General features: G+C 43.8%; 22 protein-coding genes and 1 riboswitch. Of the genes, 5 read left to right on the top strand and 17 right to left on the bottom strand.

The window, feature by feature from the left end; translation table 11 throughout:
- Positions 1-28: 28 nt before the first annotated feature.
- Positions 29-889 (bottom strand): helix-turn-helix transcriptional regulator, encoded by an 861-nt coding sequence (locus MHB56_RS26880; RefSeq protein WP_076189911.1) that lies wholly within the window; start codon positions 887-889, stop codon positions 29-31.
- A 127-nt stretch (positions 890-1,016) separates the two neighbouring features.
- Between MHB56_RS26880 and fabF the strand changes: the two genes are divergently transcribed.
- Complete coding sequence (gene fabF / locus MHB56_RS26875) at positions 1,017-2,255, top strand: beta-ketoacyl-ACP synthase II (RefSeq protein WP_248548116.1); 1,239 nt, start codon at positions 1,017-1,019, stop codon at positions 2,253-2,255.
- A gap of 84 nt (positions 2,256-2,339) precedes the next feature.
- Here fabF and MHB56_RS26870 read toward each other — a convergent pair whose 3' ends face one another.
- The 4 genes from MHB56_RS26870 to MHB56_RS26855 form a co-directional block, all read right to left on the bottom strand.
- Entirely contained in the window at positions 2,340-3,812 is a 1,473-nt protein-coding gene (locus tag MHB56_RS26870) for a glycoside hydrolase family 43 protein (RefSeq protein ID WP_428323520.1), read from the bottom strand.
- Between the two features lie 183 nt (positions 3,813-3,995).
- The gene (locus MHB56_RS26865; RefSeq protein ID WP_076135552.1) at positions 3,996-5,063 is read right to left on the bottom strand and encodes an ABC transporter ATP-binding protein; all 1,068 of its coding nucleotides are present in this window, start codon (positions 5,061-5,063) and stop codon (positions 3,996-3,998) included.
- A 139-nt stretch (positions 5,064-5,202) separates the two neighbouring features.
- A complete protein-coding gene (locus MHB56_RS26860; RefSeq protein ID WP_076125975.1) occupies positions 5,203-5,742 on the bottom strand; it encodes an HXXEE domain-containing protein in 540 nt (179 codons plus the stop codon).
- A gap of 67 nt (positions 5,743-5,809) precedes the next feature.
- Entirely contained in the window at positions 5,810-6,772 is a 963-nt protein-coding gene (locus MHB56_RS26855; protein WP_076301956.1) for a phosphotransferase family protein, read from the bottom strand.
- A gap of 180 nt (positions 6,773-6,952) precedes the next feature.
- Here MHB56_RS26855 and fabV point away from each other — a divergent pair, with 180 nt between their 5' ends.
- Entirely contained in the window at positions 6,953-8,143 is a 1,191-nt protein-coding gene (gene fabV / locus MHB56_RS26850; RefSeq protein WP_341144206.1) for an enoyl-ACP reductase FabV, read from the top strand.
- A gap of 19 nt (positions 8,144-8,162) precedes the next feature.
- On the opposite strand, the gene MHB56_RS26845 is transcribed toward fabV, so the two are convergent.
- The 6 genes from MHB56_RS26845 to MHB56_RS26820 all read right to left on the bottom strand — a co-directional run bounded on the left by MHB56_RS26845 (position 8,163) and on the right by MHB56_RS26820 (position 13,423).
- Entirely contained in the window at positions 8,163-8,420 is a 258-nt protein-coding gene (locus tag MHB56_RS26845) for a DUF2164 domain-containing protein (RefSeq protein ID WP_076125970.1), read from the bottom strand.
- Positions 8,421-8,492: 72 nt separating this feature from the next.
- Positions 8,493-9,482: a phosphotransferase family protein gene (locus tag MHB56_RS26840; protein WP_280752794.1), complete on the bottom strand. Its 990-nt coding sequence runs from the start codon at positions 9,480-9,482 to the stop codon at positions 8,493-8,495.
- Positions 9,470-10,438, bottom strand: a complete 969-nt coding sequence (locus MHB56_RS26835; protein ID WP_076101695.1) for a sugar phosphate isomerase/epimerase family protein — start codon at positions 10,436-10,438, stop codon at positions 9,470-9,472. The genes MHB56_RS26840 and MHB56_RS26835 overlap by 13 nt, the downstream gene beginning before the upstream one ends.
- A gap of 34 nt (positions 10,439-10,472) precedes the next feature.
- Complete coding sequence (locus tag MHB56_RS26830; RefSeq protein WP_076125969.1) at positions 10,473-11,543, bottom strand: Gfo/Idh/MocA family protein; 1,071 nt, start codon at positions 11,541-11,543, stop codon at positions 10,473-10,475.
- A gap of 22 nt (positions 11,544-11,565) precedes the next feature.
- Positions 11,566-12,663 (bottom strand): Gfo/Idh/MocA family protein, encoded by a 1,098-nt coding sequence (locus tag MHB56_RS26825; RefSeq protein ID WP_036686323.1) that lies wholly within the window; start codon positions 12,661-12,663, stop codon positions 11,566-11,568.
- Positions 12,656-13,423 (bottom strand): sugar phosphate isomerase/epimerase family protein, encoded by a 768-nt coding sequence (locus MHB56_RS26820; RefSeq protein ID WP_341144205.1) that lies wholly within the window; start codon positions 13,421-13,423, stop codon positions 12,656-12,658. Before MHB56_RS26820 ends, MHB56_RS26825 begins: the two co-directional genes overlap by 8 nt.
- Positions 13,424-13,700: 277 nt before the next feature.
- On the opposite strand from MHB56_RS26820, the gene MHB56_RS26815 reads away from it, so the two are divergent.
- The gene (locus MHB56_RS26815; protein ID WP_076135544.1) at positions 13,701-14,519 is read left to right on the top strand and encodes an AraC family transcriptional regulator; all 819 of its coding nucleotides are present in this window, start codon (positions 13,701-13,703) and stop codon (positions 14,517-14,519) included.
- 105 nt (positions 14,520-14,624) lie between these two features.
- On the opposite strand, the gene MHB56_RS26810 is transcribed toward MHB56_RS26815, so the two are convergent.
- Positions 14,625-15,356 (bottom strand): class I SAM-dependent methyltransferase, encoded by a 732-nt coding sequence (locus tag MHB56_RS26810; protein ID WP_076218191.1) that lies wholly within the window; start codon positions 15,354-15,356, stop codon positions 14,625-14,627.
- 61 nt (positions 15,357-15,417) lie between these two features.
- Positions 15,418-15,624 carry a hypothetical protein gene (locus tag MHB56_RS26805; protein ID WP_076301831.1) on the bottom strand — a complete coding sequence of 69 codons (207 nt, stop codon included), beginning with the start codon at positions 15,622-15,624 and terminating at the stop codon, positions 15,418-15,420.
- A gap of 162 nt (positions 15,625-15,786) precedes the next feature.
- Between MHB56_RS26805 and MHB56_RS26800 the strand changes: the two genes are divergently transcribed.
- Positions 15,787-16,467, top strand: a complete 681-nt coding sequence (locus MHB56_RS26800; protein WP_036686316.1) for a TIGR00266 family protein — start codon at positions 15,787-15,789, stop codon at positions 16,465-16,467.
- 73 nt (positions 16,468-16,540) lie between these two features.
- Here MHB56_RS26800 and MHB56_RS26795 read toward each other — a convergent pair whose 3' ends face one another.
- The gene (locus MHB56_RS26795) at positions 16,541-17,020 is read right to left on the bottom strand and encodes a Fur family transcriptional regulator (protein ID WP_036686314.1); all 480 of its coding nucleotides are present in this window, start codon (positions 17,018-17,020) and stop codon (positions 16,541-16,543) included.
- A 318-nt stretch (positions 17,021-17,338) separates the two neighbouring features.
- On the opposite strand from MHB56_RS26795, the gene MHB56_RS26790 reads away from it, so the two are divergent.
- Positions 17,339-17,995: an S-layer homology domain-containing protein gene (locus MHB56_RS26790; protein ID WP_076125959.1), complete on the top strand. Its 657-nt coding sequence runs from the start codon at positions 17,339-17,341 to the stop codon at positions 17,993-17,995.
- 95 nt (positions 17,996-18,090) lie between these two features.
- On the opposite strand, the gene MHB56_RS26785 is transcribed toward MHB56_RS26790, so the two are convergent.
- The 3 genes from MHB56_RS26785 to MHB56_RS26775 are packed head-to-tail and all read right to left on the bottom strand — an operon-like array spanning position 18,091 to position 20,415.
- Positions 18,091-18,843, bottom strand: a complete 753-nt coding sequence (locus MHB56_RS26785) for an amino acid ABC transporter ATP-binding protein (protein WP_076189904.1) — start codon at positions 18,841-18,843, stop codon at positions 18,091-18,093.
- A 13-nt stretch (positions 18,844-18,856) separates the two neighbouring features.
- Positions 18,857-19,525, bottom strand: coding sequence for an amino acid ABC transporter permease (locus tag MHB56_RS26780; protein WP_036686309.1), 669 nt, complete (start codon positions 19,523-19,525; stop codon positions 18,857-18,859).
- 53 nt (positions 19,526-19,578) lie between these two features.
- Positions 19,579-20,415 carry an amino acid ABC transporter substrate-binding protein gene (locus tag MHB56_RS26775; protein ID WP_076183478.1) on the bottom strand — a complete coding sequence of 279 codons (837 nt, stop codon included), beginning with the start codon at positions 20,413-20,415 and terminating at the stop codon, positions 19,579-19,581.
- Between the two features lie 222 nt (positions 20,416-20,637).
- Positions 20,638-20,741: riboswitch (TPP riboswitch) on the top strand.
- Positions 20,742-20,820 lie beyond the last annotated feature (79 nt).

The raw sequence follows: 20,820 nt of genomic DNA, 5'->3' as shown, positions 1-20,820 counted from the left end.
ACAGCTAGGGATGCTTCTCTATGTGAATCTAGCTTAATCCTTCTATTGTGTGCTGCTCCATAAGCTGCTTTAGCTTGGTTTCAGTATTCGAATCTCCCGCAGGAGTATAGATGCTGCAGCGTAAATCTGCACTGCCATGAACCTGCAAAGAGGTTAGATGAAATAACATTTTCCCCGCCTTGCCATGTCTGAATTCTAGTAACACATCCGGGGCCGAGCTAACCCTACTTTTCTCCCACATCTCATTAAAAGCCGGATGCAATTCTTTCAATTCCTCTATAAATTCATCATACCAATGATCCTCTACATACTGTCCGTAATACGCTCTGAAGATAGAAAGATATCCGCTGACGAATTGTTCCCAATTCACTGCTAAGCGCCTAAACTCCTTACGAACAAATAACAATCGGATCATATTCCGCTCTTCGATGGGCAGCTTTGAGAAATCAAGAAAAACATGGGCGGCAGCTTCATTCCAACCGACGATTCCGCAACGTCTATCAGAAATTATCGTAGGACAATATTTAAGTTCCTGTAAAATTTTCTGCAGCGAAGGACTAATTACAGAAGATTCATCTTGCGGATAAGGTGTGGTTCCGGTTCCAGTTTCTAAAGCCAGTGCAAAAAGATACTTCCGCTCATCTTTAGTCAGCCTAAGTGCAGTGGCAATACAGTCCAAAACAGATGACGAGACTTTTATATCTCTGCCTTGTTCAAGCCACGTATACCAGGTACTGCTTACCCCTGCAAGCTGTGCAACCTCTTCCCTGCGGAGTCCTGGCGTTCTTCTGCGTGTGCCTTCTGGCAAGCCTACAGCGCTTGGTGAAATTGCCGCACGACGTGCTTTCAAAAAATCGGATAATGCTTGTAATCTTGTTTGATTAGCCATAAGCTACCTCCACTTTGGGATTCCTGTTCCTTTAGTATAGTACAAATTATACTAGGATAAACGATAACTTGTAATAGGATAAATAAAGTGGAAAAATACTAGTATACACTAGCTGAGGAGGTTCATTATGGAACGCGTAGTGATTACAGGCATGGGCTTAATCTCACCACTTGGAAATACAATCGGGCAATTTTGGGATCGGCTAATTTCTGGTGAATCGGGTATATCCCCGATCTCTTCATTTGATACAACAGGTTTTAAGACGAAGATTGCTGGCGAAGTACGTGATTTCGATGCAGAGGGCAGATATGGCCGTAAAGAGGCACGCCGAATGGACAGGTTCAGTCAGTTTGCCCTCGCAGCTACTGAAGAGGCTTGGAAACATTCTGGCCTCCAGCTTGATAAGATTGACAAGGAGAGACTTGGCGTTTATGTAGGATCTGGCGTTGGAGGAATTCAGACCTTGATGGATCAAGGTACGGTCCTCAAAGATCGTGGACCTGATCGAGTCAGCCCTACCTTAATTCCCATGATGATCTCCAATATGGCTGCGGCGATGATCAGCATTAAATTTGGAGCTCTCGGCCCGACCATGTCTCCAGTAACAGCTTGTTCTATTGGCAATACTGCGATTGGCGAGGCTTTCCGTTTAATTCGTTATGGCGGTGCGGACATCGTTATAGCCGGGGGTTCTGAGGCTGCTATTACTGGAATCTCGCTGGCCAGCTTCGGGAATGCCACCTCTTTATCTACACGAAATGAAGAGCCTACTAAAGCGAGCCGCCCTTTCGATGGAGGACGGGATGGCTTTGTAATCGGTGAAGGTGGCGGCATAGTCATTCTTGAATCACTCTCCCATGCTCAGCGTAGAAACGCCAAGATTCACGGCGAAGTGATCGGGTATGGTGCTAGCTCTGATGCTTATCATATGGTTGCCACTCATCCAGAGGGAATGGGTGCCTATCAAGCTATGAAGTTAGCGCTAAATGAAGCTAATCTCCAGCCCCACAATGTAGATGTAATCAGCGCGCATGCGACAAGTACAGTAGTAGGAGACCATTCTGAAACCCTAGCGATTAAAAAATTATTTGGCGAGCATGCCTACCACATCCCCGTAACCGCTAATAAGTCCATGACTGGACATGCTTTAGGGGCCGCTGGCGGCTTAGAAGCCATCGCTTTAGTTAAGAGTATCCAAGAAGGGATCATTCCTCCTACCATCAATCAGGACACGCCTGATTCCATCTGTGATTTGGATTACGTACCTAACAATGCACGAAAAGCTAATCTCGAAATAGGCATCTCCAATTCATTTGGCTTCGGCGGCCATAATGCTGTTATTGTGATCCGAAAGTTCGTAGACTAATCCTACATTATAAAAGGGGTTTCAACTTAGCCATTACACATGACTAGTTGAAACCCCTTCTGCTGTTAATCCTTTTAAACTATCTTATTCCGAAGGTGATACATGACTTCCCCAGATAGAGATCCCTTCATTAGAAACCGCGGTGAACGTCATAACATTACTGGCTGTAGCTTCATTCCACTCTTTCAGGAACACACCCTTATAAGTAGAACCACCTATCGTTAACTCTGCAGTATGATCGTCGATAAGCTTCCACTTGCCCTTTACTGCGCCTTTGATTTTACCACTCTTCGTCAATTGAATTAGCTCCGATTGCACGATATCTGCCGTAATCTCTTTATTATGATTCACATATTTGTATTCGCCTGCAATTTGCTCTTTCGTATATTTATCAATGGTCTCGCCACCATAACGGTGTGGTGCGACCACCGGCCAGCCATCAGCGTTCATGAACATCTGATGTACTCTAACCTCATGCTTTTCACCACGATTCGGGAACCGTGTATGGAAGAGCAAATAATACTTGCCAGTCTCTTCTTCGTAAAATGCGGAGTTATGTCCTGGTGATACATATCCTTCCCCACTTACTGGGAGCTCATCGTCATTATTCAGGAATTCGAAATTCCCCATGAGTTTAACTCCGTAAGGAGCATAAGCAGGATCATCAAACAATACGCCAGCTGTGCCCTGTGAATCGATCATATCTTGGCCCTCAGAATCTTCAAAAGGTCCATCAGGTGTCTTCGAGCGAGCTACACGGATGTTATATCCGCCATCAGCAGCCAGCCCCCCGTAGGATAGGAAAAGGTAGTAGTAATCCGTCTCAGGACTGTACAGCATATAGGGAGCTTCTATCCGCGCATGATTTGCGCCTAGAAGCTTTTTGCCATAACCTTGATCTGGCAGTGGGAATCCTGTGCTTGTATCCAGTTCCATAATAAAAATACCACCGGAATAAGAACCATACACCATCCACAATCTGCCTTCTTTATCAAAGAACACATCCGGATCTACAACATTCGGCTTTTGTGTGGCATCATAAGTTTCTCCGTCATCGCCTACACCTACCATACCTGACTTTAAGAAGATCCCTTTGTTCTTATAAGGTCCTTCAATATGGTCTGACACGGCTATACCAAGTGCTGATAACGGGGAATCACCTTTACACGCGTTGTAATACATATAATATTTACCATCCGCCAATTGAATGACATCCGGTGCCCATAAAGTGTCCGTCTTTCCCCAGGTTAAGGCCTCTTTTAATTCCTCTTTGACATTCGGGATGAGTACGTTTCCATCAACAACTCCAGAGGACAATTGAGTCCAGGACATCAGGTCGTCGGATTTAGCAGAAGCCAAATGCGAGCCAAACACATAGTACTTATTATCAGCCAAAATAATGGAAGGATCATGTACAGAAACATTCTTGAAGACAGGCTGAACAGGCTCAGGTCCGCTGTTTGTGTTGCCAGAATTAGCCGTGTCGTTGTTGCACGCGGTTACAGCTAATAATGAAACACTAAGTAAAGTAGTAATAATTATCTTCTTCATCGTTATACCCCCTATGTATGCCTTTTCATTTTGAGATGAAAACGATAAATAGTCAACCCTTTTATTTAATTAAGTTCGTATTAATTCATATTTATTTAAATAATAGTGAACATTGTAGAAAATAAAAAAAACGCTAAGCCAACTAAATGGCCTAGCGTTTCCTCTTATTATTTAGTTAAAACAAGTTGCTTACTTAGCGCCTTCTTGCACTAAAACTGGCTCTGGATAAGCGTTCTTAAGTATACGTTGTCTATTCTTAACGACTGTTGGTGGTTCCACCTTAGGTGCCATCGGATGCATTAACCAAGACTTCACCATATGGGTATCCGAAACCTTATACATTGGAGGCTCTTTCTCCATATCGATTTGCATCGCATAGGTGCTGCGAAGTGCGAAGGCATCACCCTTAGGCGGTTTGATCAAATCTGGAGGGGTACCAGGAATCGCGGTAAGTAAAGAACCTTTGCTCTCTAAACTTGGCATGGATGCAAGCAATCCCCAAGTGTAAGGATGTCTTGGATCGTAGAAGATCTCTTCTGCAGTTCCCATTTCAACAATTTGTCCGGCATACATTACTGCTACACGATCCGCCATTCTTGCTACAACACCAAGATCATGGGTGATAAAAATAATCGCCGTATCAATCTTCTTCTGCAATTCCTTCATCAGGTCAAGAATCTGTGCCTGAATGGTAACGTCGAGCGCTGTAGTTGGCTCATCCGCAATCAGAAGCTTAGGGTTTGCTGCAAGTGCCATTGCGATAACGACACGTTGACGCATACCGCCACTGAACTCATGCGGATATTGATTGAAGCGGCGCTCTGGTGAAGGAATACCTACTAGCGTAAGCAGTTCAACCCCACGTTTATTGGCAGCTTCTTTGGAGATTTTCTCATGTTTGTGCAGTACTTCAGTAATTTGTCTGCCGACCTTCATCATCGGGTTCAAGGAAGTCATCGGATCCTGAAAAATCATACCGATCTCTTTACCACGAATCTTCTGCATTTGCTTCTCAGTCTTACCGATCAAATCTTGTCCATCAAATAAAATTTGTCCACGTTTATATTCTCCTGGCGGCGTTGGAACTAGCTTCATTACCGCTTGTGAAGTTACACTTTTACCGGAACCGGATTCCCCAACTATCGCTAGAGTTTCACCTTTATCTACATGGAAGCTAACACCACGGATCGCTTGTACTTCTCCACCGTGTGTTTTGAATGATATCGCTAGATCTTTTACCTCTAAAAGGCGCTCCATCTTGTCACCCTCTCATTTCCTCGTCAATTATGATAATGATTCTCACCAAGTTGTAAGCAATAAGTATTATTTTATCTAGTTCTAAGGGTTCTAGTCAAGATTTTTCTGAAAAAGATATGGCCAGCAGCAGCCTTATGTACTAGTTCTGTTTAATGCGAGTTCTATTCTTCACTAACAACCACAATATTGGCGGAAGCAGCAAAAGAACTAACAGCAGAGACCATCCGATATCTCCAAGGGATACCAAGTTGTCATTCAATAGTCGATAATACGCATAAAGAGAATAGGGAAGAACTACTAGTACTGCTGTAACTACCCCTGGTGTATATATCTTTAAATATATCGTCTGTCCTAGATGAGTAAATACATGTAAGAAAAATACCGCAAGCACTGCCAAGTACAATAAGTAATTAGAAAAGAATACTGCAATACAAGTTACCGTCACTATAAAAATATACACGAATAATACGTCCATTGCAAAATTACGTGTAGTCATTTGTAACATCGAATGATACGTCTTGCGCATAAACGAAGGAATTGCGTCCTCTAACCTGGTTCTATACTTTGCCCCCCATGCTTCAATCGTTAATATTTCTTCAAAATCATGAAACATAAATAGGATCGGCAACAGCCACAGCAAACTTACGATATCTATATGTACACTTAGCCACTCAAACATGAGAATCCTCTCCCTTCTCCTGCTCAGCCTCCTTACCTTCTTATGTTGTAATCTTGCTGAAAATGTCCTAACCCATGAAACGTTCCCAACCTTCCAGCAGATTATCCTGTGCCCACTGGAAATGGCCTTGGCTATCGTATTTACGCGAATAACACTCAATGAAATAAATTAAATCGATATATAAGTCGTAGAGCTTTTTGCGTACACATTCATTAGGGCTATCAAAGCTGTCCCCATAACCTCTACAGAAATGCTCAGAATCCTCAATATAGCGAAAATAATATTCCATAAGGTGATCGCCCCATAACGCCCGTTCCCAATCGATTAAGGCAACAATGCTTCCCTCTCGTACAAACACATTCCCATCCCATAGATCCCAGTGAACTAAACGTGGCTCAGTGACCACATCCATCACATGTATACGGCTGTTGATCTCCGCCTCAATCTTTTCTAAAGGAATGGGCATCTTTGCCTCTAAGCGCCGAGCATCATCAAGGAGGTTGCCAATCAAATTTTGAAAGGTTTCCCGCCAAGAAGTCCCCTTTATCTTCGAGGATACATTAAATAATCCGAAATGATCCCCTTGAATCTCATTGATAATCCGGCTATAACGACCTAATTCTTCCTCAATACAACTTCTTTGCTGCGGACTAAGCTCTTCCTTAATTTCATTATAGGGCTGGCCGATTATTTTCTCCATGAAAAAAAAGTCACTAGATATTAAATTTCTGCTGTTATCATAAGCGTATACCTCAGGCACAGGTACCGTTCCTTTAGACTTCATTAGCTGCATTGCCGCAACCTCTGTAGCCATGATATCGTGCTCGTAACTTAGCGTGTCTGTCTCATCGGATGGCGATATTTTAAGGATCGTAGCTCTGCCATCTGACAATAGGAGGTCATAAGCTGCGTTGAAATAACCTCCCGTCAATTCCGTACTTTGAATGATTTTCACATGGCTTCCAAAAGCAGCACCCACCAGGATGTCCTGCTGCTCAACCGTCAATTTTGTTTTAGTCTGACTTTCCAAGACTTCACCACCATACAGAGTTAAGTAAAAATGCAAAAATCCAACCTCATAAAAGCCCGGGATTCATTGTATTTGATATAAGAAAGATAAACAATCCTTCTCCATTGGAATGAAAATTGTTAAAATTAGAAATAACACGTATCATTAGCTGCTTTTCATGAAAGAGAGGAAACTATTATTATGATCATAAAACCTAGAACACGTGGCTTTATATGTACAACCGCACATCCGCAAGGCTGCGCTCGTCAAGTCGAGCGGCAAATTGAGTATATTAAGGCACAACCCGCGATCAAAGGACCCCGGAAGGTACTTGTCATTGGCGCATCCACAGGCTACGGCCTCGCCTCACGGGTTACAGCCGCCTTTGGGGCTGGAGCCAGCACAGTAGGCGTATATCGGCCGAGCAGCAGCAAAGGAGCCCGTACAGCCTCTGCTGGGTGGTACAATTCCGCCGCCTTCGAACAACTTGCGGAGTCTGCAGGCCTGCAATCCTACAGCGTTACGGGAGATGCTTACTCCAAAGAGACCAAAGAAAGAACGATTCAGCTGATCCGCAGCGAATTAGGACAAGTCGATTTGGTCATCTACAGTGTTGCTTCTGGGCGCCGTACAGACCCGGAGACAGGTGAAGTATATAACTCTGTTCTCAAACCTATTGGCGACACCTTTACCAACAAAACTGTAAATTTTCATACGGGTGAAGTCACTCAAATCTCCATCGAACCCGCGACCGATAAGGAAGCTCATGATACCGTACGGGTGATGGGCGGTGATGATTGGCAGTTATGGATAGAAGCACTCCAGCAAGCCGGAGTATTAGCTGATCACGCAACCACTATTGCTTATTCGTATATCGGATCAGAGCTTACTCAAGCCGTATATCGCCAGGGAACGATTGGACTTGCTAAAGACCATCTCGAAGCTACGGCAAGAACACTTAACGAAGCGTTATCTGTTACTCACGGTAGAGCTTATGTAGCGGTCACAAAAGGTCTTGTCACACAGTCCAGCTCGGCGATTCCTGTCGTGCCCCTCTATATTTCCGCCCTTTACAAAGTCATGAAAGAGCACGGTCTTCATGAAGGTTGTATTGAGCAAACCTATCGGTTGTTTGCTGAACATCTCTACGCAGCGAAAGGAACTCCTGTGGATGAAGAAGGGCGTATCCGTATAGATGATTGGGAATTGTCTCCGGCAGTCCAGCAAGAAGTTATAGAAATCTGGGACCAGCTTACTTCAGACAATATCTACGACCTAACGGATCTGCATAGCTATAAACAGGAATTCTTCCAGCTATTTGGATTCGAGACTGAAGGTGTAGATTACGAAGCTGATACTGATCCAGACGTAACTGTTATAAATCTGCGCTAAAATTAATCGTGTTTTTGGATTATCTTCTGCCTGAGGATAAGGGTTGTTCGAGAGCATAAATCTCCTCTTCCAGAGAAATCATCTTTTGCTCAATCATTTTTCGTGCATCTGCCAACGCTTGATTGTAAATATAAGGCGAAAGTTCTTTGAGCATAAAATCGAGAAGGTTCTCGCTGGCTAATTGCCCAATTTCACTGGACAGCTCTGTGTCAAAATATTCTTGAATACTAGCTGTAATCTGAAGCTTATGTTCTCTCGGTATTTTTAACGGCTGCATGGTAATCCTCCAATCTAATTAGATACAGGAAAATGACGTGCTTTCGCACGTCATTTTTCACACCTATAACCTTCATTCACTGCTGCCTTTAAAACGGTTCCAACCCTCAGTCAAGTTATCATGCGTCCAACGGACATAACCTTCGTCTGCATATTTGCGTGAATAACATTCGATAGCAAGAATAAGATCAAGATAAAGATCATAAAGCTTCTTCCGCTGAATCTCGTTCGGACTGTCGTAGGTTGTTCCGTACCCCTTATAGAAACTGGCAGAATTCTCAAAATGCCTAAAATAATACTCCATCAGCACATCGCCCCATAGGGCTCTCTCCCAGTCAATCAGCGATACGATGACTCCATCCTTCACAAATACATTCCCATTCCATAAATCCCAATGCACCAGTCGTGGCTCGGTTACGGCATCTAATGCAGGGAGATACTTGGAAACCTCCTGCATAATCTCTTCACTGGACGCAGGGAGCTGTGCATTCAGCCTCTTGGCATCAGCAAGTACACTTTCCATCAGGCATGAAAAGGTCTCTCTCCACGAGGCTCTTGGCTCCTCTGAATCCGTTCCAAAAATGCCAAAACGTTCTCCGCGTATCTCATTGATTATGCGATTGTAACGCCCCAGCTCAGTTTCGATAGCGTCTCTCTCCGGAAGCGAAAGACTCTCCTTTACATCACTGTAGGGCTGGCCCTCCACCTTCTCCATAAAGAAATACGGAATAGGAATAAGCAGCAGACTTTCATCATAATGGTAGACGGCAGGCACGGGCACAACACCCTTATCTGCAACCATACGGAGAGCTTCCACTTCAGTTCGCATAATGTTCTTCTCATAACTTAACGTATCTGTCTCTACAGCAGGGGCAACCTTTAGAATGACAGATTTCCCAGTGCTGAGTTCCAAATCATAGGCTGTATTAAAAAAGCCTCCCGTAAGTTCTGAACTAAGGTTAACCGCAGTTTCTGAACCGAAAACCGCTTTCACCAAAATATCCAGCTGTTCATCATTTAATTTAACTTTCGTGAAGCTCTCCATTTCGTTTAAACCCACCACATTTCTGTCAGTGGCTCCTCAATCAATACTTGTTGAAGGTTACTTACAGCTTTGGAGAAACCTTCTTCAATAGACATCAGCCCATCTTCATGCTCAATACTAACCACATAGTCATACCCAACCAAACGAAGTGCACTAATAATGTCAGCCCAAGTCTTAAGATCATGTCCAAAGCCGACAGAACGGAACTGCCAAGCACGGTCAAGCATCTTGGTATACGACTGCATATCAGTTAATCCGTGCATATTGACATTCACAGGATCAATAACGGTATCCTTCGCATGGAAGTGATGGATTGCACCTTGGCGTCCCAAAATATGAATCGCTTGCACAGGATCAATTCCTTGCCACCACATGTGACTCGGATCAAGGTTCGCACCGATCACTTCACCTGCTGCTTCTCTCAGCCGCAGCAGAGTACCTGGTGTGTGTACAGAGAATCCGCCATGCAGCTCAAGACCTACCTTTACATCATGCTGAGCGGCAAAGGCACCCCATTCTTTCCAATAAGGAATAACCTTGTTCTCCCATTGCCAGTCCAGAATTTCTTGATAATCATTGGGCCATGGAGCTACAGGCCAGTTCGGATATTTAGCACCCTCATGATCTCCAGGACATCCAGAGAAGGTATTCACAACCGGAACCCCTAGCTTCTGCGCCAATTTGACCGAGTTTACGAAATCCTCATGATCCTTTTGAGCAAGTTCTTTTTGCGGGTGCAATGGGTTACCGTGGCAGCTCAAAGCACTGATTGTAAGTCCGCGAGATTCCACGGCATGTTTGAATTCTTGTAAGGCTGTTTCATTCTCCAGCAGCATTTTAGGGTCGCAGTGGCTGTTGCCAGGATTGCCTCCCGTACCGATTTCTACCGCCTTTAGCCCTTTGGATACTACGTAATCAAGAGCATCCTCCAGCTTACGACCTCCAAACAAGACCATAAATACTCCAAGTTTCATTGTAGGCCACCTCCTCTAGGAAATAGTTTACTTATTATTTATCGTAGATATCAAAATTCTTCACCACTTGATTACTCTCAGCAGCTTCAAAAATAACTTCAATCAAATTCTGTACCCGCATAACCTCAGCGTTCTTAACGATAGGTTCTGCAGTTCCCTCAATGACAGCAGCGAAATTATCATAAAAGCTAGAGCTTAACTCCGACGGCTGAGGTAATTCCTCAGTGATCGTTGCCCCCTCCGATGGAGGTGCCATAGTTTTAGTTAGTCCTACACCTGCACGAATCGGCTTCGGTTCGATTTTTTCACCTGCGTTATTTCTGGTCACCAATCTTCCAGTTAAAGACCAGTCTTCAATAATTCCAGTGCCTTCGATACCCTTCACATACCATCTTGGCAATGTAATAAAGTTAGTCGTCCCAACCTCTACGATCGCTTTAATTCCATTCTCAAATTGCAGAATAGCTTCAAAACCATCATCGACATCGTTTCCTAAAATAAAGCTTAGACTACTGCTCACACTGGTAATTTTGCTATCAATCATGAATAATAGCTGGTCCAATAAGTGAACGCCCCAATCCAGCAGCATCCCTCCGCCTTGTGCCTTAACATGACGCCAGTCACCAGGAATTCCGTTCGCTCCGTGCACGCGGGATTCGATCTGGAATAGGGATCCAATCGTCTCCTCGTCGTACATTTTTTTGATGGTTAAAAAATCTTCATCCCAACGTCTGTTCTGATGCACCATAAACACACGTCCAGCTTGATCAGCCGCCGCCAGTATTTCTTGAAATTCAACCTTAGATAGAGCAACTGGCTTCTCACAAATGACATGTTTGCCAGCTTGTAATGCACGAATCGCAATTTCTTTGTGCACATCGTTCGGTGTGGCAATTAGAATAATTTCGACCGAAGAATCTGCCAATACTTCTTCATAACTTTGGTACGCCTTGTAGCCAGCGTCGTTGGAATTGGTACGACGTGCTTCAAGCACATCGTACGTTCCAACTACGATTAAGGTAGAGGTCTCTTTTATCAATCCTGCGTGATAACTTCCCATTCCTCCAAAACCAACAATGACTACAGAATGTCTGTTTGAACTCATGAACTTCACACCTGCTTCTCGTTTAGTTATCTGATGTTCCGTCAAAATACACAGCACGACCTGTACGGGAAGATTCGTAAATAGCCTCCAAAATTTGGGTAACGACAAGGGCTTGTTCAGGTTTAACTACTGGTTCTTTATCTTCCCGAACTGCTTCAAGCCACAAGCGAGCTTCACGATCGGATTCACTCTCTTGTCCTCCGTTAAAGAAAGCTACTCCCCCTGCGGACAAGTCAATTTTAGTCTCGTATAGACGGCCACCACGGTCACCATTTAAGCGTAACCCGTCCTTCATATCTGCGCCACCCTCTGTACCTGCTAGGAGCGTCTTCGCTTCTCCAAATTCAGATACATTAAGAGCCCAGCTTGATTCCAGTACAATTGTAGCACCATTTTCCATGGTAATAAATCCAAATGCTGAATCTTCTACTTTAAATTGTTCAGGGTCCCATGGACCAAAAGCATTTCCGCCGTTTTTACGGTTACCAAGCTTATGGAAAGTCGAGCCCATAACACTACGCGGTTTATAATTGTCCATCATCCATAATGTTAGATCAAGCGCATGCGTACCGATATCGATCAGTGGACCGCCGCCTTGCTTTTCTTCATCCAGGAATACGCCCCATGTAGGAACCGCACGACGACGAACGGCAATCGCTTTTGCATAATAGATCTCACCAAGCTCACCGTTTTCACAAACGTCTTTAAGATATTCACTATCCGCACGATAACGGTTCTGATAAGCTACAGACAATTTCATGCCTGTACGTTTGGCAGCCTCTAACATTTCCTGTGCTTGAGCTGTAGTCTTCGCCATTGGCTTCTCACACATTACATGATTGCCAGCTTCCAATGCTGCGATTGTGATCACGGAGTGACTGTCATTCGGTGTACATACATGCACGATATCGAATCCTCCGGCTTTCAAAAGCTCTTGATAATCTGTATATACAGCCGCGCCTTCAGCACCATAGGTTTTTGCTGCTTCCTGTGCACGTTCTTCGACGATATCACAAAAGGCTACCATTTCAGCATCTGCTTGACGTGACAAACTTGGCATATGTTTTCCATTAGCAATTCCACCGCAACCGACAATAGCAATTCTCAACTTTTTAGACATGAACATTTCCCCCTTGATTAGCGTATGCTTTTACCCATTTCAAACTATCTTCTACACTTCCTAATGGTGAACGGCTGCAATAATCCTGCTCCACTACCGCCCACTCTACCTTTGCCTGTACAGCCGCATCAAGAATTGCTTTAAGGTTTACTTCTCCTTCGCCTAGAACAACCGTTTCCGGTGAACCATCCTCATGTTTCTTCAAATCTTTAAGATGGATGATTGGCAACCGGCCAGCGTATTTGTTGATATATTCTACGGCATCATAACCTGCGTGATGTACCCAGCATGTATCCATTTCAACTTGCAGCAAATCAGCCGGCACCTCTTCAAACAAACCGTCAAACGCTGTACGGTCACCATATCGATCAGTTAACTCAAAGTCATGATTATGGTACAAAAGAACCGCTCCACGCGCCTTACACTTTTCTCCAATAATCTTCAGATTCGCAGCAACTTCTTCATAGTTACGTTGTTCTTCTGACAGATACGGCACAATTAGATGATGATTTCCAATCTCCAGGTTGTACGCGATCTCTGCCTCTGTATCATTCAACAACGCGTCATAGGGACGATGTGCACCCAGCGCTACTAGTCCAAGTTCATCAAGCAATTGTTTGACTTCTGCTGCGCTACGGCCGAAGTAATGGAAAAACTCCACACCTTTATAACCAAGGGCTGCTACTTTACGCAATGTCCCTTCAAAATCCTGTTCCATTTCTTCTCTGAGCGTATACAATTGCAGGCCTATCTTCAGCATTTTCGAATCACTCCAATTGGATTTAAAGTTAGCTTTCTGTAGTGACAATCACTTGAACAATAATGCTGTAACAGAATTGACTAATCTGATTCACATCAGTTTCCTTAAACTGTCATTCTTGTAAGCACAGCTAATACCGACTGTTTCTAGCGTTGATGGTCGATTTCTTTCTTTATTGCTTAGCTACATAGTAATATGAAAGCGTATATATTAAAATGAATAATATGATTAAAACATGAACAATCTGCTTATCATTTCAATACACCCAGGAGGACCTATGACTCATTCTGCTACCTGTCACGTATTATCAGCCGGATTTTCTTTTCATCGCAAGCCTTTTCATATGTCTCAAAGTCAAGGGAACCAGAACTTTCTTATACGTCTGCAAACAGAAGGAAGAAGCCGTGCATTGATCGATGGTGTAATGTCACCTGTGGAAAGCGGGGATATTATGTTATTCGCTCCAAATGATCCTTACTATTTGATCATAGATAAAGAAGAGTACCCTGTAGGCAAGCCACGAATTGAAAGCGGAGATTATCATATCTTTTGCGGAGGAACATGGATTGATGAATGGTGGCAACGTTCACAAAGACCCACTCGCCTAAGTGTGCCGCTTAGTGAGAATTTTCTTGGCTTGTTTCGCCAATTGATTCTGGAGCACCGTCGACTTTCCGACTTCTCTCCAGAAATATCTGCCTGCTATCTGCAAATTCTATGTATGGAAATCGACCGGCTAATTACAGACCAGCCAGCAATTACTCCAAAAGGTTATCTGGCATACCGAATGAAGCAATATGTTGAGGAGCACGCAACCCTACCCTTTCTATTGGAAGATGTAGCAGGTTTTGTGGGTATATCCGTCTCGCGGGCCGTTCATTTATTTAAGGAAGCCTTTGGGACCAGTATTATTAAATATGTAAACGATGTCCGACTGGAAATGGCCAGAGAACGGATAACCTTCAGTCCCATGCCGCTGGAGCAAGTAGCAGAAACTTGTGGTTTTGCGAACTACACCTATTTTCACCGGGTCTTCCGAAGTCGTTTCGGGATGTCACCAAGAGAATATCGTGTGCACAGCAGAGAACAGGTGTAAATGAAGAAAACCCGTTTCATTGCAAAAGGGTTGTCCCTTAGTAGAAAAAGCTACTTTTAGGACAACCCCTGCTTCTATATTCGAACATAACTCGTGAGCATGAGATTATTCTTTTACAGCCGAAATGATCAGGAACATCGGTCTACGTTCCTCATCCTTCATCCATGGATCATTACTCATTTCTGCTGAAGGCTTTGGTTCTTTAACCGCTTTAATAGTAAAGCCAGCTTCAATCAGGTCATTAAAGTAGGTGGAAATCGTGCGATGGTATTTAATCACATTTTCTGTTAAGAATTTAGTTTCACGAAGTCCTTCTGATTGATAATGATCTACGGGCCAATGCAGGCGGTTTCCTTGCTCATCGGCATACCAGTCTTGCTCTTCACGTGAAGTAAAGATTGGATGCTCCACTGAAAAAATAAAACTCCCGCCAGGCTTAAGAAACGAATGCACCTTTCGGCAGATGGCTGCAAAAGATTCAATATAGTGGAAAGCCAATGAACTGAGAACCACATCAAATTGCTCGCTCGCAAAATCAATGTCCTCAATCGGCAGCTGGATATAAGTTATAGCAGGATCGTTCGTTTTTTCACGCGCCTGTTGCAGCATTTTTTCAGAGATATCCACACCTATAACTGAACTCGCCTGCTGCTCACGGGCGTATAGGCAATGCCAGCCAAAGCCGCAGCCCAGATCAAGCACACTTTTATTATGTAAGTCTGGAAGAAGCGCCTTTAATACATGCCATTCTCCTGCTGCTGCAAGCCCTCCAATAGAACGGGGCATTTGCTGGTAGGCGGAGAAGAAATTCGAATCGTCATATTTATTTTGTTTCATCAGGGATACATCTCCTATATATTATTTCTTCAATTACTATACGCTGAGCGATGTTCTCTTATCAAATAGCCAATAAAAAAGGAGCATCATCTTGGAAGATCTGCCCCTTATATCTATTCTTATTCAATTGTTCCTGCTTGCTTGGTGTTAATCGTACATGCTGTGAAATGGCTCCATAATCACTATTCAATCTACGACTCTGTGCTGCGCACCAGGTTCCGGAGCGCTCTGCCTTACGCAAGGCTTTTTGTGTCTTGGTTCGTGCCATGTGACACCACTCTCCTATTCATGGGTGAATGATTATTGATCTTACATCTATAAGACAACTTCATTTTAACATATTCCAGACTATGAGCGAAGCAAGAATTCCGTTACACTTAGAGCAAAGCTAGTATTCTATCTTATCTAAATAGATGCGGAGGTTTAAAGGATGAATTACCAGGTTTTGTATGAAGGTGCTTTTGCTATGTTAAAGGTCCAACTAAATCCCGGTGAAAGCGTAAAGGCTGAAATGGGCGCAATGGTCGCGATGTCACCTAACGTAGAATTAAAAGGAACCGTGGATGGTGGTTTAATGCGCGGTCTCGGGAGAATGCTGAGCGGTGAGAAATTCTTCTTTCAAGAACTTAGAGCGACCCGTGGTCAAAGTGAGGTATTGCTGTCGCCTGGCTCACTCGGCGATATTCAGGCGATAGAATTAGACGGATCGTATAAACTGTTAGTTCAAAAAGACGGATTTCTCGCCGGAACTGAAGGCATTCAAGTAAATACCAAAATGCAGAATTTAACCAGAGGGCTCTTCTCCGGTGAAGGCTTCTTCATTGTAGAAATCAGTGGCAGAGGAACGGTGTTCCTGTCTTCCTTCGGTGCTATCCATGCAATAAATTTAGGACCTGGTGAAGAAATGATTATCGATAACGGACACCTCGTAGCATGGCCAGACTATATGGACTACAAGGTGGAAAAGGCAGCCTCTGGCTGGCTTAACAGCATAACTAGTGGTGAAGCACTTGTCTGCCGCTTCCGTGGAGAAGGTGTAATTCTCGTTCAGAGCCGTAACCCTGGCAGTTTCGGAACGTGGATCAAATCCTTTGTACCTACTCGAAGCTAGACTTCCTAGAACGCAGTAATCAAAAAAGACACAGGCTTAGAGAAAGCCTGTGTCTTTAGGTTAGAAAGCAATCTTACGAGACTGCTTTATCTGCTTCTGCTTTTGCTTTTTTGCAGCCAGTACGTTTACATGTTCCATAAGTACCCTTGAAATCAAGGCGGTGATCCGTGACGTTAAAGCCATATTCACGTTCCACTCTTCTCTCCAGCTCCACAAGCCAGTCGTCCTTAATTTCCTCCAACCGACCGCATACGCTGCATATCAAATGATGATGCATATGCGAATGATCGTTCCCGCGCAAATCGTAACGGGCAACTCCGTCTCCGAAGTTCATCTTCTCTACAATGTGTAGCTCACATAAAAGCTCAAGTGTACGGTATACCGTTGCCAGGCCCAGATGTGGATAGCTGTTCTTAACAAGCATATATACTTCTTCTACGCTTAAATGATCCTTCTCATTGTCGAGCAGAACGTTCACTATAGCTTCACGCTGAGGCGTTAATTTATATTTTTGCGCCGCAAACAATTGACTGATATTTGATATTTGATCCATTTGGTCTCCTACCTTCCCGGAACGATTTAACATCCGTACCCTCTGAGACGCTCCTATTTATGCAGTTAAGACAAACCATAAATAGTAATCGTTACGATATAATCATAACAAAATTAACCACGAATGAAAAGAGCCTGACATCATTATATCATTTCATGCCACTTATCCAAAGTACTACACCCCAATCTGGCCTATATTTCTATTAAAATCTACTTTTTCGTGAAATAATACAGATTAGACCGCAACCTTTCCATAATTTACAACGTTAAAGGAGTGACAAAGGCTAAGGAGCCTATCCATACAACGAGGTGAAAAGACATGAACATGAAAAAAAGCACACTAGCAGCGATCACAACCGTAGCCATTTTCTCCTTTTCTTTGGGTGGTCAGATGTTTGCAGCTGGGAACACCTTTAAGGATATTGATAACATAAACGGCAAAGAAAAAATCATTTCTTTAAAAAATCAAGGGTTAATTAAAGGTGTCAGCGAATCTCAATTTCTCCCTGGCTCTAAGGTAACTACAGCCCAAGGGATTCAGTTTATCTCCGGCGGTCTTCAGCTCAGCCTCGCAGCCATTGACTTTAACAAAGCTCCTGTTGCCAGCGGCTTGTTCACAAAAGTAAAAGACAAAGCCTGGTACGCTGAAGCCTTCATCAATGCTTATTACAATCAAGTTAAGCTTCCAAAAGACATTGATCCTAGCCTAATTATGACCAAAGAGCAATTCACTAACTATCTAGTGCAAGCGATCGAAGGCGTTGGTAATCTGCCGATGATCAATATCGTTCCAGTAGATATCGCCGATGAAGCGTCATTGACCCCTGCGTATCAAGGCAGTATTCAGCGCTCCCTGAAATACAAGATCAATACTCTAGACGCTAACGGAAAGTTTAATCCAAAAAGCGAACTCACCCGTGCCGAAGCAGCGATTATGCTTTACAACGCTTTGGAGTTCCTGAAAACTGGAGGATAAGCCAAATTTCAGTTACTCTTCTCATTTGAATAATCTACACACGAAAAAGCAGCTCCGGATGATTCCCGAGCTGCTTTTTCATATATATTGTCTTTCTACTCTTCTTCACCATTCAGTCTATTCAGAAATTGCAGAGCCCGGGGATTCTTCGGATGCTCCAGCACTTCTTGCGGCGTTCCTTGCTCTAAGATATGACCGCCATCCATCAAAATGATCCGGTCCGCTACATCGGCGGCAAATTTCATCTCGTGGGTCACAATCACCATAGTCATACCTTCTGCTGCTAATTGTTTGATGACCTTAAGCACTTCCCCTACCAGCTCGGGGTCGAGCGCCGAAGTGGGCTCATCAAACAACAGCACTTCTGGATCTACTGCCATAGCCCGGGCGATGGCCACTCTCTGCTGCTGTCCTCCTGACAGCTGATGTGGATAGTTATCAGCTTTATCAGCCAAACCCACCTTAGCCAGCAGTTGAAGGCCCCGCTTACGCGCTTCTTCCTTGGTTCGTTTCAAGACAGTTACCTGTCCCTCCATCACATTGCCTAGCGCAGTCATATGCGGAAATAAATTATACGATTGAAAGACCATCCCTGTTTTCTGCCGAAGAGCTAATACGGAATTCTGAGGAATTTTCTTATGATCTGTAAAATTGATGGTGATATCCCCGAGTGACAGGCTGCCTTGATCCGGGATTTCCAACAGATTAAAACAGCGCAGCAGTGTAGTTTTTCCGGAGCCGGATGGCCCAATAATGACAAGTACCTTTCCATGCTCCATTTTCAGATCAATACCCTTTAACACTTGGAGTGCGCCGAAGGATTTATGCAAATTAATGATTTCAATCACAAGTATCTCTCCTTTAGGTCGCAGAGTAACGATCGAGTCGTTTCTCCAAGTAATTTTGCAGCGCCGACAGCACAGAACAGAACACTAAATAAAACAATCCTGCTTCGGAGTATACCAGCAGAGGCTCATAAGTGGTAGAGGCTACCTGCTGAGCAGTTCTAAACATCTCCGTATAGGTGATGATCGCTGCAAGCGATGTATCTTTGACCAAGCTAATAAAAGAATTGGATAACGGCGGTACAGAAACGCGTGCAGCTTGTGGCAGAATTACGCGGCGCAGAGCCTGCCCACGAGTCATCCCGACTGAGAAGGCAGCTTCCCACTGGCCTTTATGTATCGACAGGATAGCAGCGCGTACGATTTCCGATGAGTAAGCCCCTACGCTAAGGGTAAATCCAATGGTGGCGGCAATGAAAGGGTCGAGTACAATACCAACAGCCGGCAAACCATAAAATATAATAAATAGCTGCACTAACAACGGGGTTCCCCGAATGACCCATACATAAAAACGGGCGATTAGCTTCGGAATTACCCACGGTGAAAGACGTGCCAACGCGGTTAGGATCGCCAAAATCAATCCAAGCACAAAGGAAAGTAGCGCCAACGGAATGGTAAAAGCCACCCCGGCTTTAAGCAGGGGTAGCAGTGTATCTAAGAAAATTTGTATTTTGCGGTCATCCATTATTCAGACATCCTTTTTAGCTTCTAGGCTTAATTAGCCTTGCTAGCCTTGTATTATTTTGAAACGTCAGCTCCAAAGTATTTCTCGGAAATTTTCAAGTACGTTCCATCACTTTTCATCTCTTTAATCGCATCACTGACCGCATTCACCAGCTCATCATTGCCTTTCAGGAATACCGCGGCACTTTGTGAGCCTTCAGGAATCTCATCAACCACTTTAATTTTTGCATCTGGTTTTTGTTTTTTCAGATCCAGATAAGACAAGCCATCATTCACAGTTGCATCAATACGTCCCGAAGTCAGCAGGTCCATCGCTTGATTGAAACCGTCCGTAGCTACGATTTCAGCACCGTTCTCACGAGCGATGTCGGATAAGTTACTGGTCAGGGATTGTCCGGCTTTTTTACCCTTTAGATCAGCAAAGGTCTTAATATCCTCATTGTTTTCGCTCACGATCAATACTGCCTTGGATACAATATAGGGTTCAGAGAAATCATATTTCACTTTGCGATCTTCGTTAATGGAAACTTCATTAAAAATGACATCAAACCGTTTCGCATCCATCCCAGCAAAAATACCATCCCACTGAGTTTCAAAAAATTCAGCTTCAACACCTAAACGTTTGGCTACTTCTTCGGCAATTTCCACGTCAAAACCCGTCAATTTCCCCGCAGTGTCATGATAAGTAAAAGGTGCATAAGTCCCTTCTGTACCTATCCGCAATTTGCCGCTGGCCTTCACAGCCTCCAAACTGTTTTGCGCTGAAGATGCTGCTCCACCATTCGTTCCAGCTGTTGGTTCAGCAGCCGTATTGGTATTCGAATTATTGCCGCAAGCCGCTACAAGGACCACGGTTAACGCCAATATAATAGTTAAACTCCATTTTTTCATTATTAAATCCCCTCTCTCTATCCGGTTTTTTTCCGGTAAATTGAATAGTACACTGCCATCACATGATCGTCAATACTTTTTTCCGATTATGTACATCGGAATTGTAATATTAACTAGATTTCTACTTATATCTTACCCAATCTTGGATTAATCCTTCACTTCTTTCTCTCTTTACTTCTCAGAAAGATATGGTATATTTATAAACAAATTAATATGGACCTGTTATTTCACTAGGGGAGTCGGCCGACTGAGACGGAGCTTCAAGCTCCGGACCCTTGGAACCTGATCTGGATCATACCAGCGGAGGGAAGTGGAGCAGAATTTTCATCAAGCATGTTAAGTGTTATTATGCAGAATGAACTTTTTGACCCATTCATTTCCTCTGGAAATGGATGGGTCTTTATT

The sequence above is a fragment of the Paenibacillus sp. FSL H8-0315 genome (assembly GCF_038005365.1).
Taxonomy (GTDB): domain Bacteria; phylum Bacillota; class Bacilli; order Paenibacillales; family Paenibacillaceae; genus Paenibacillus_AQ; species Paenibacillus_AQ odorifer.
The sequence above is the reverse complement of the archived record's forward strand: the minus strand, read 5'-3'. Positions and strand labels throughout refer to the sequence as shown.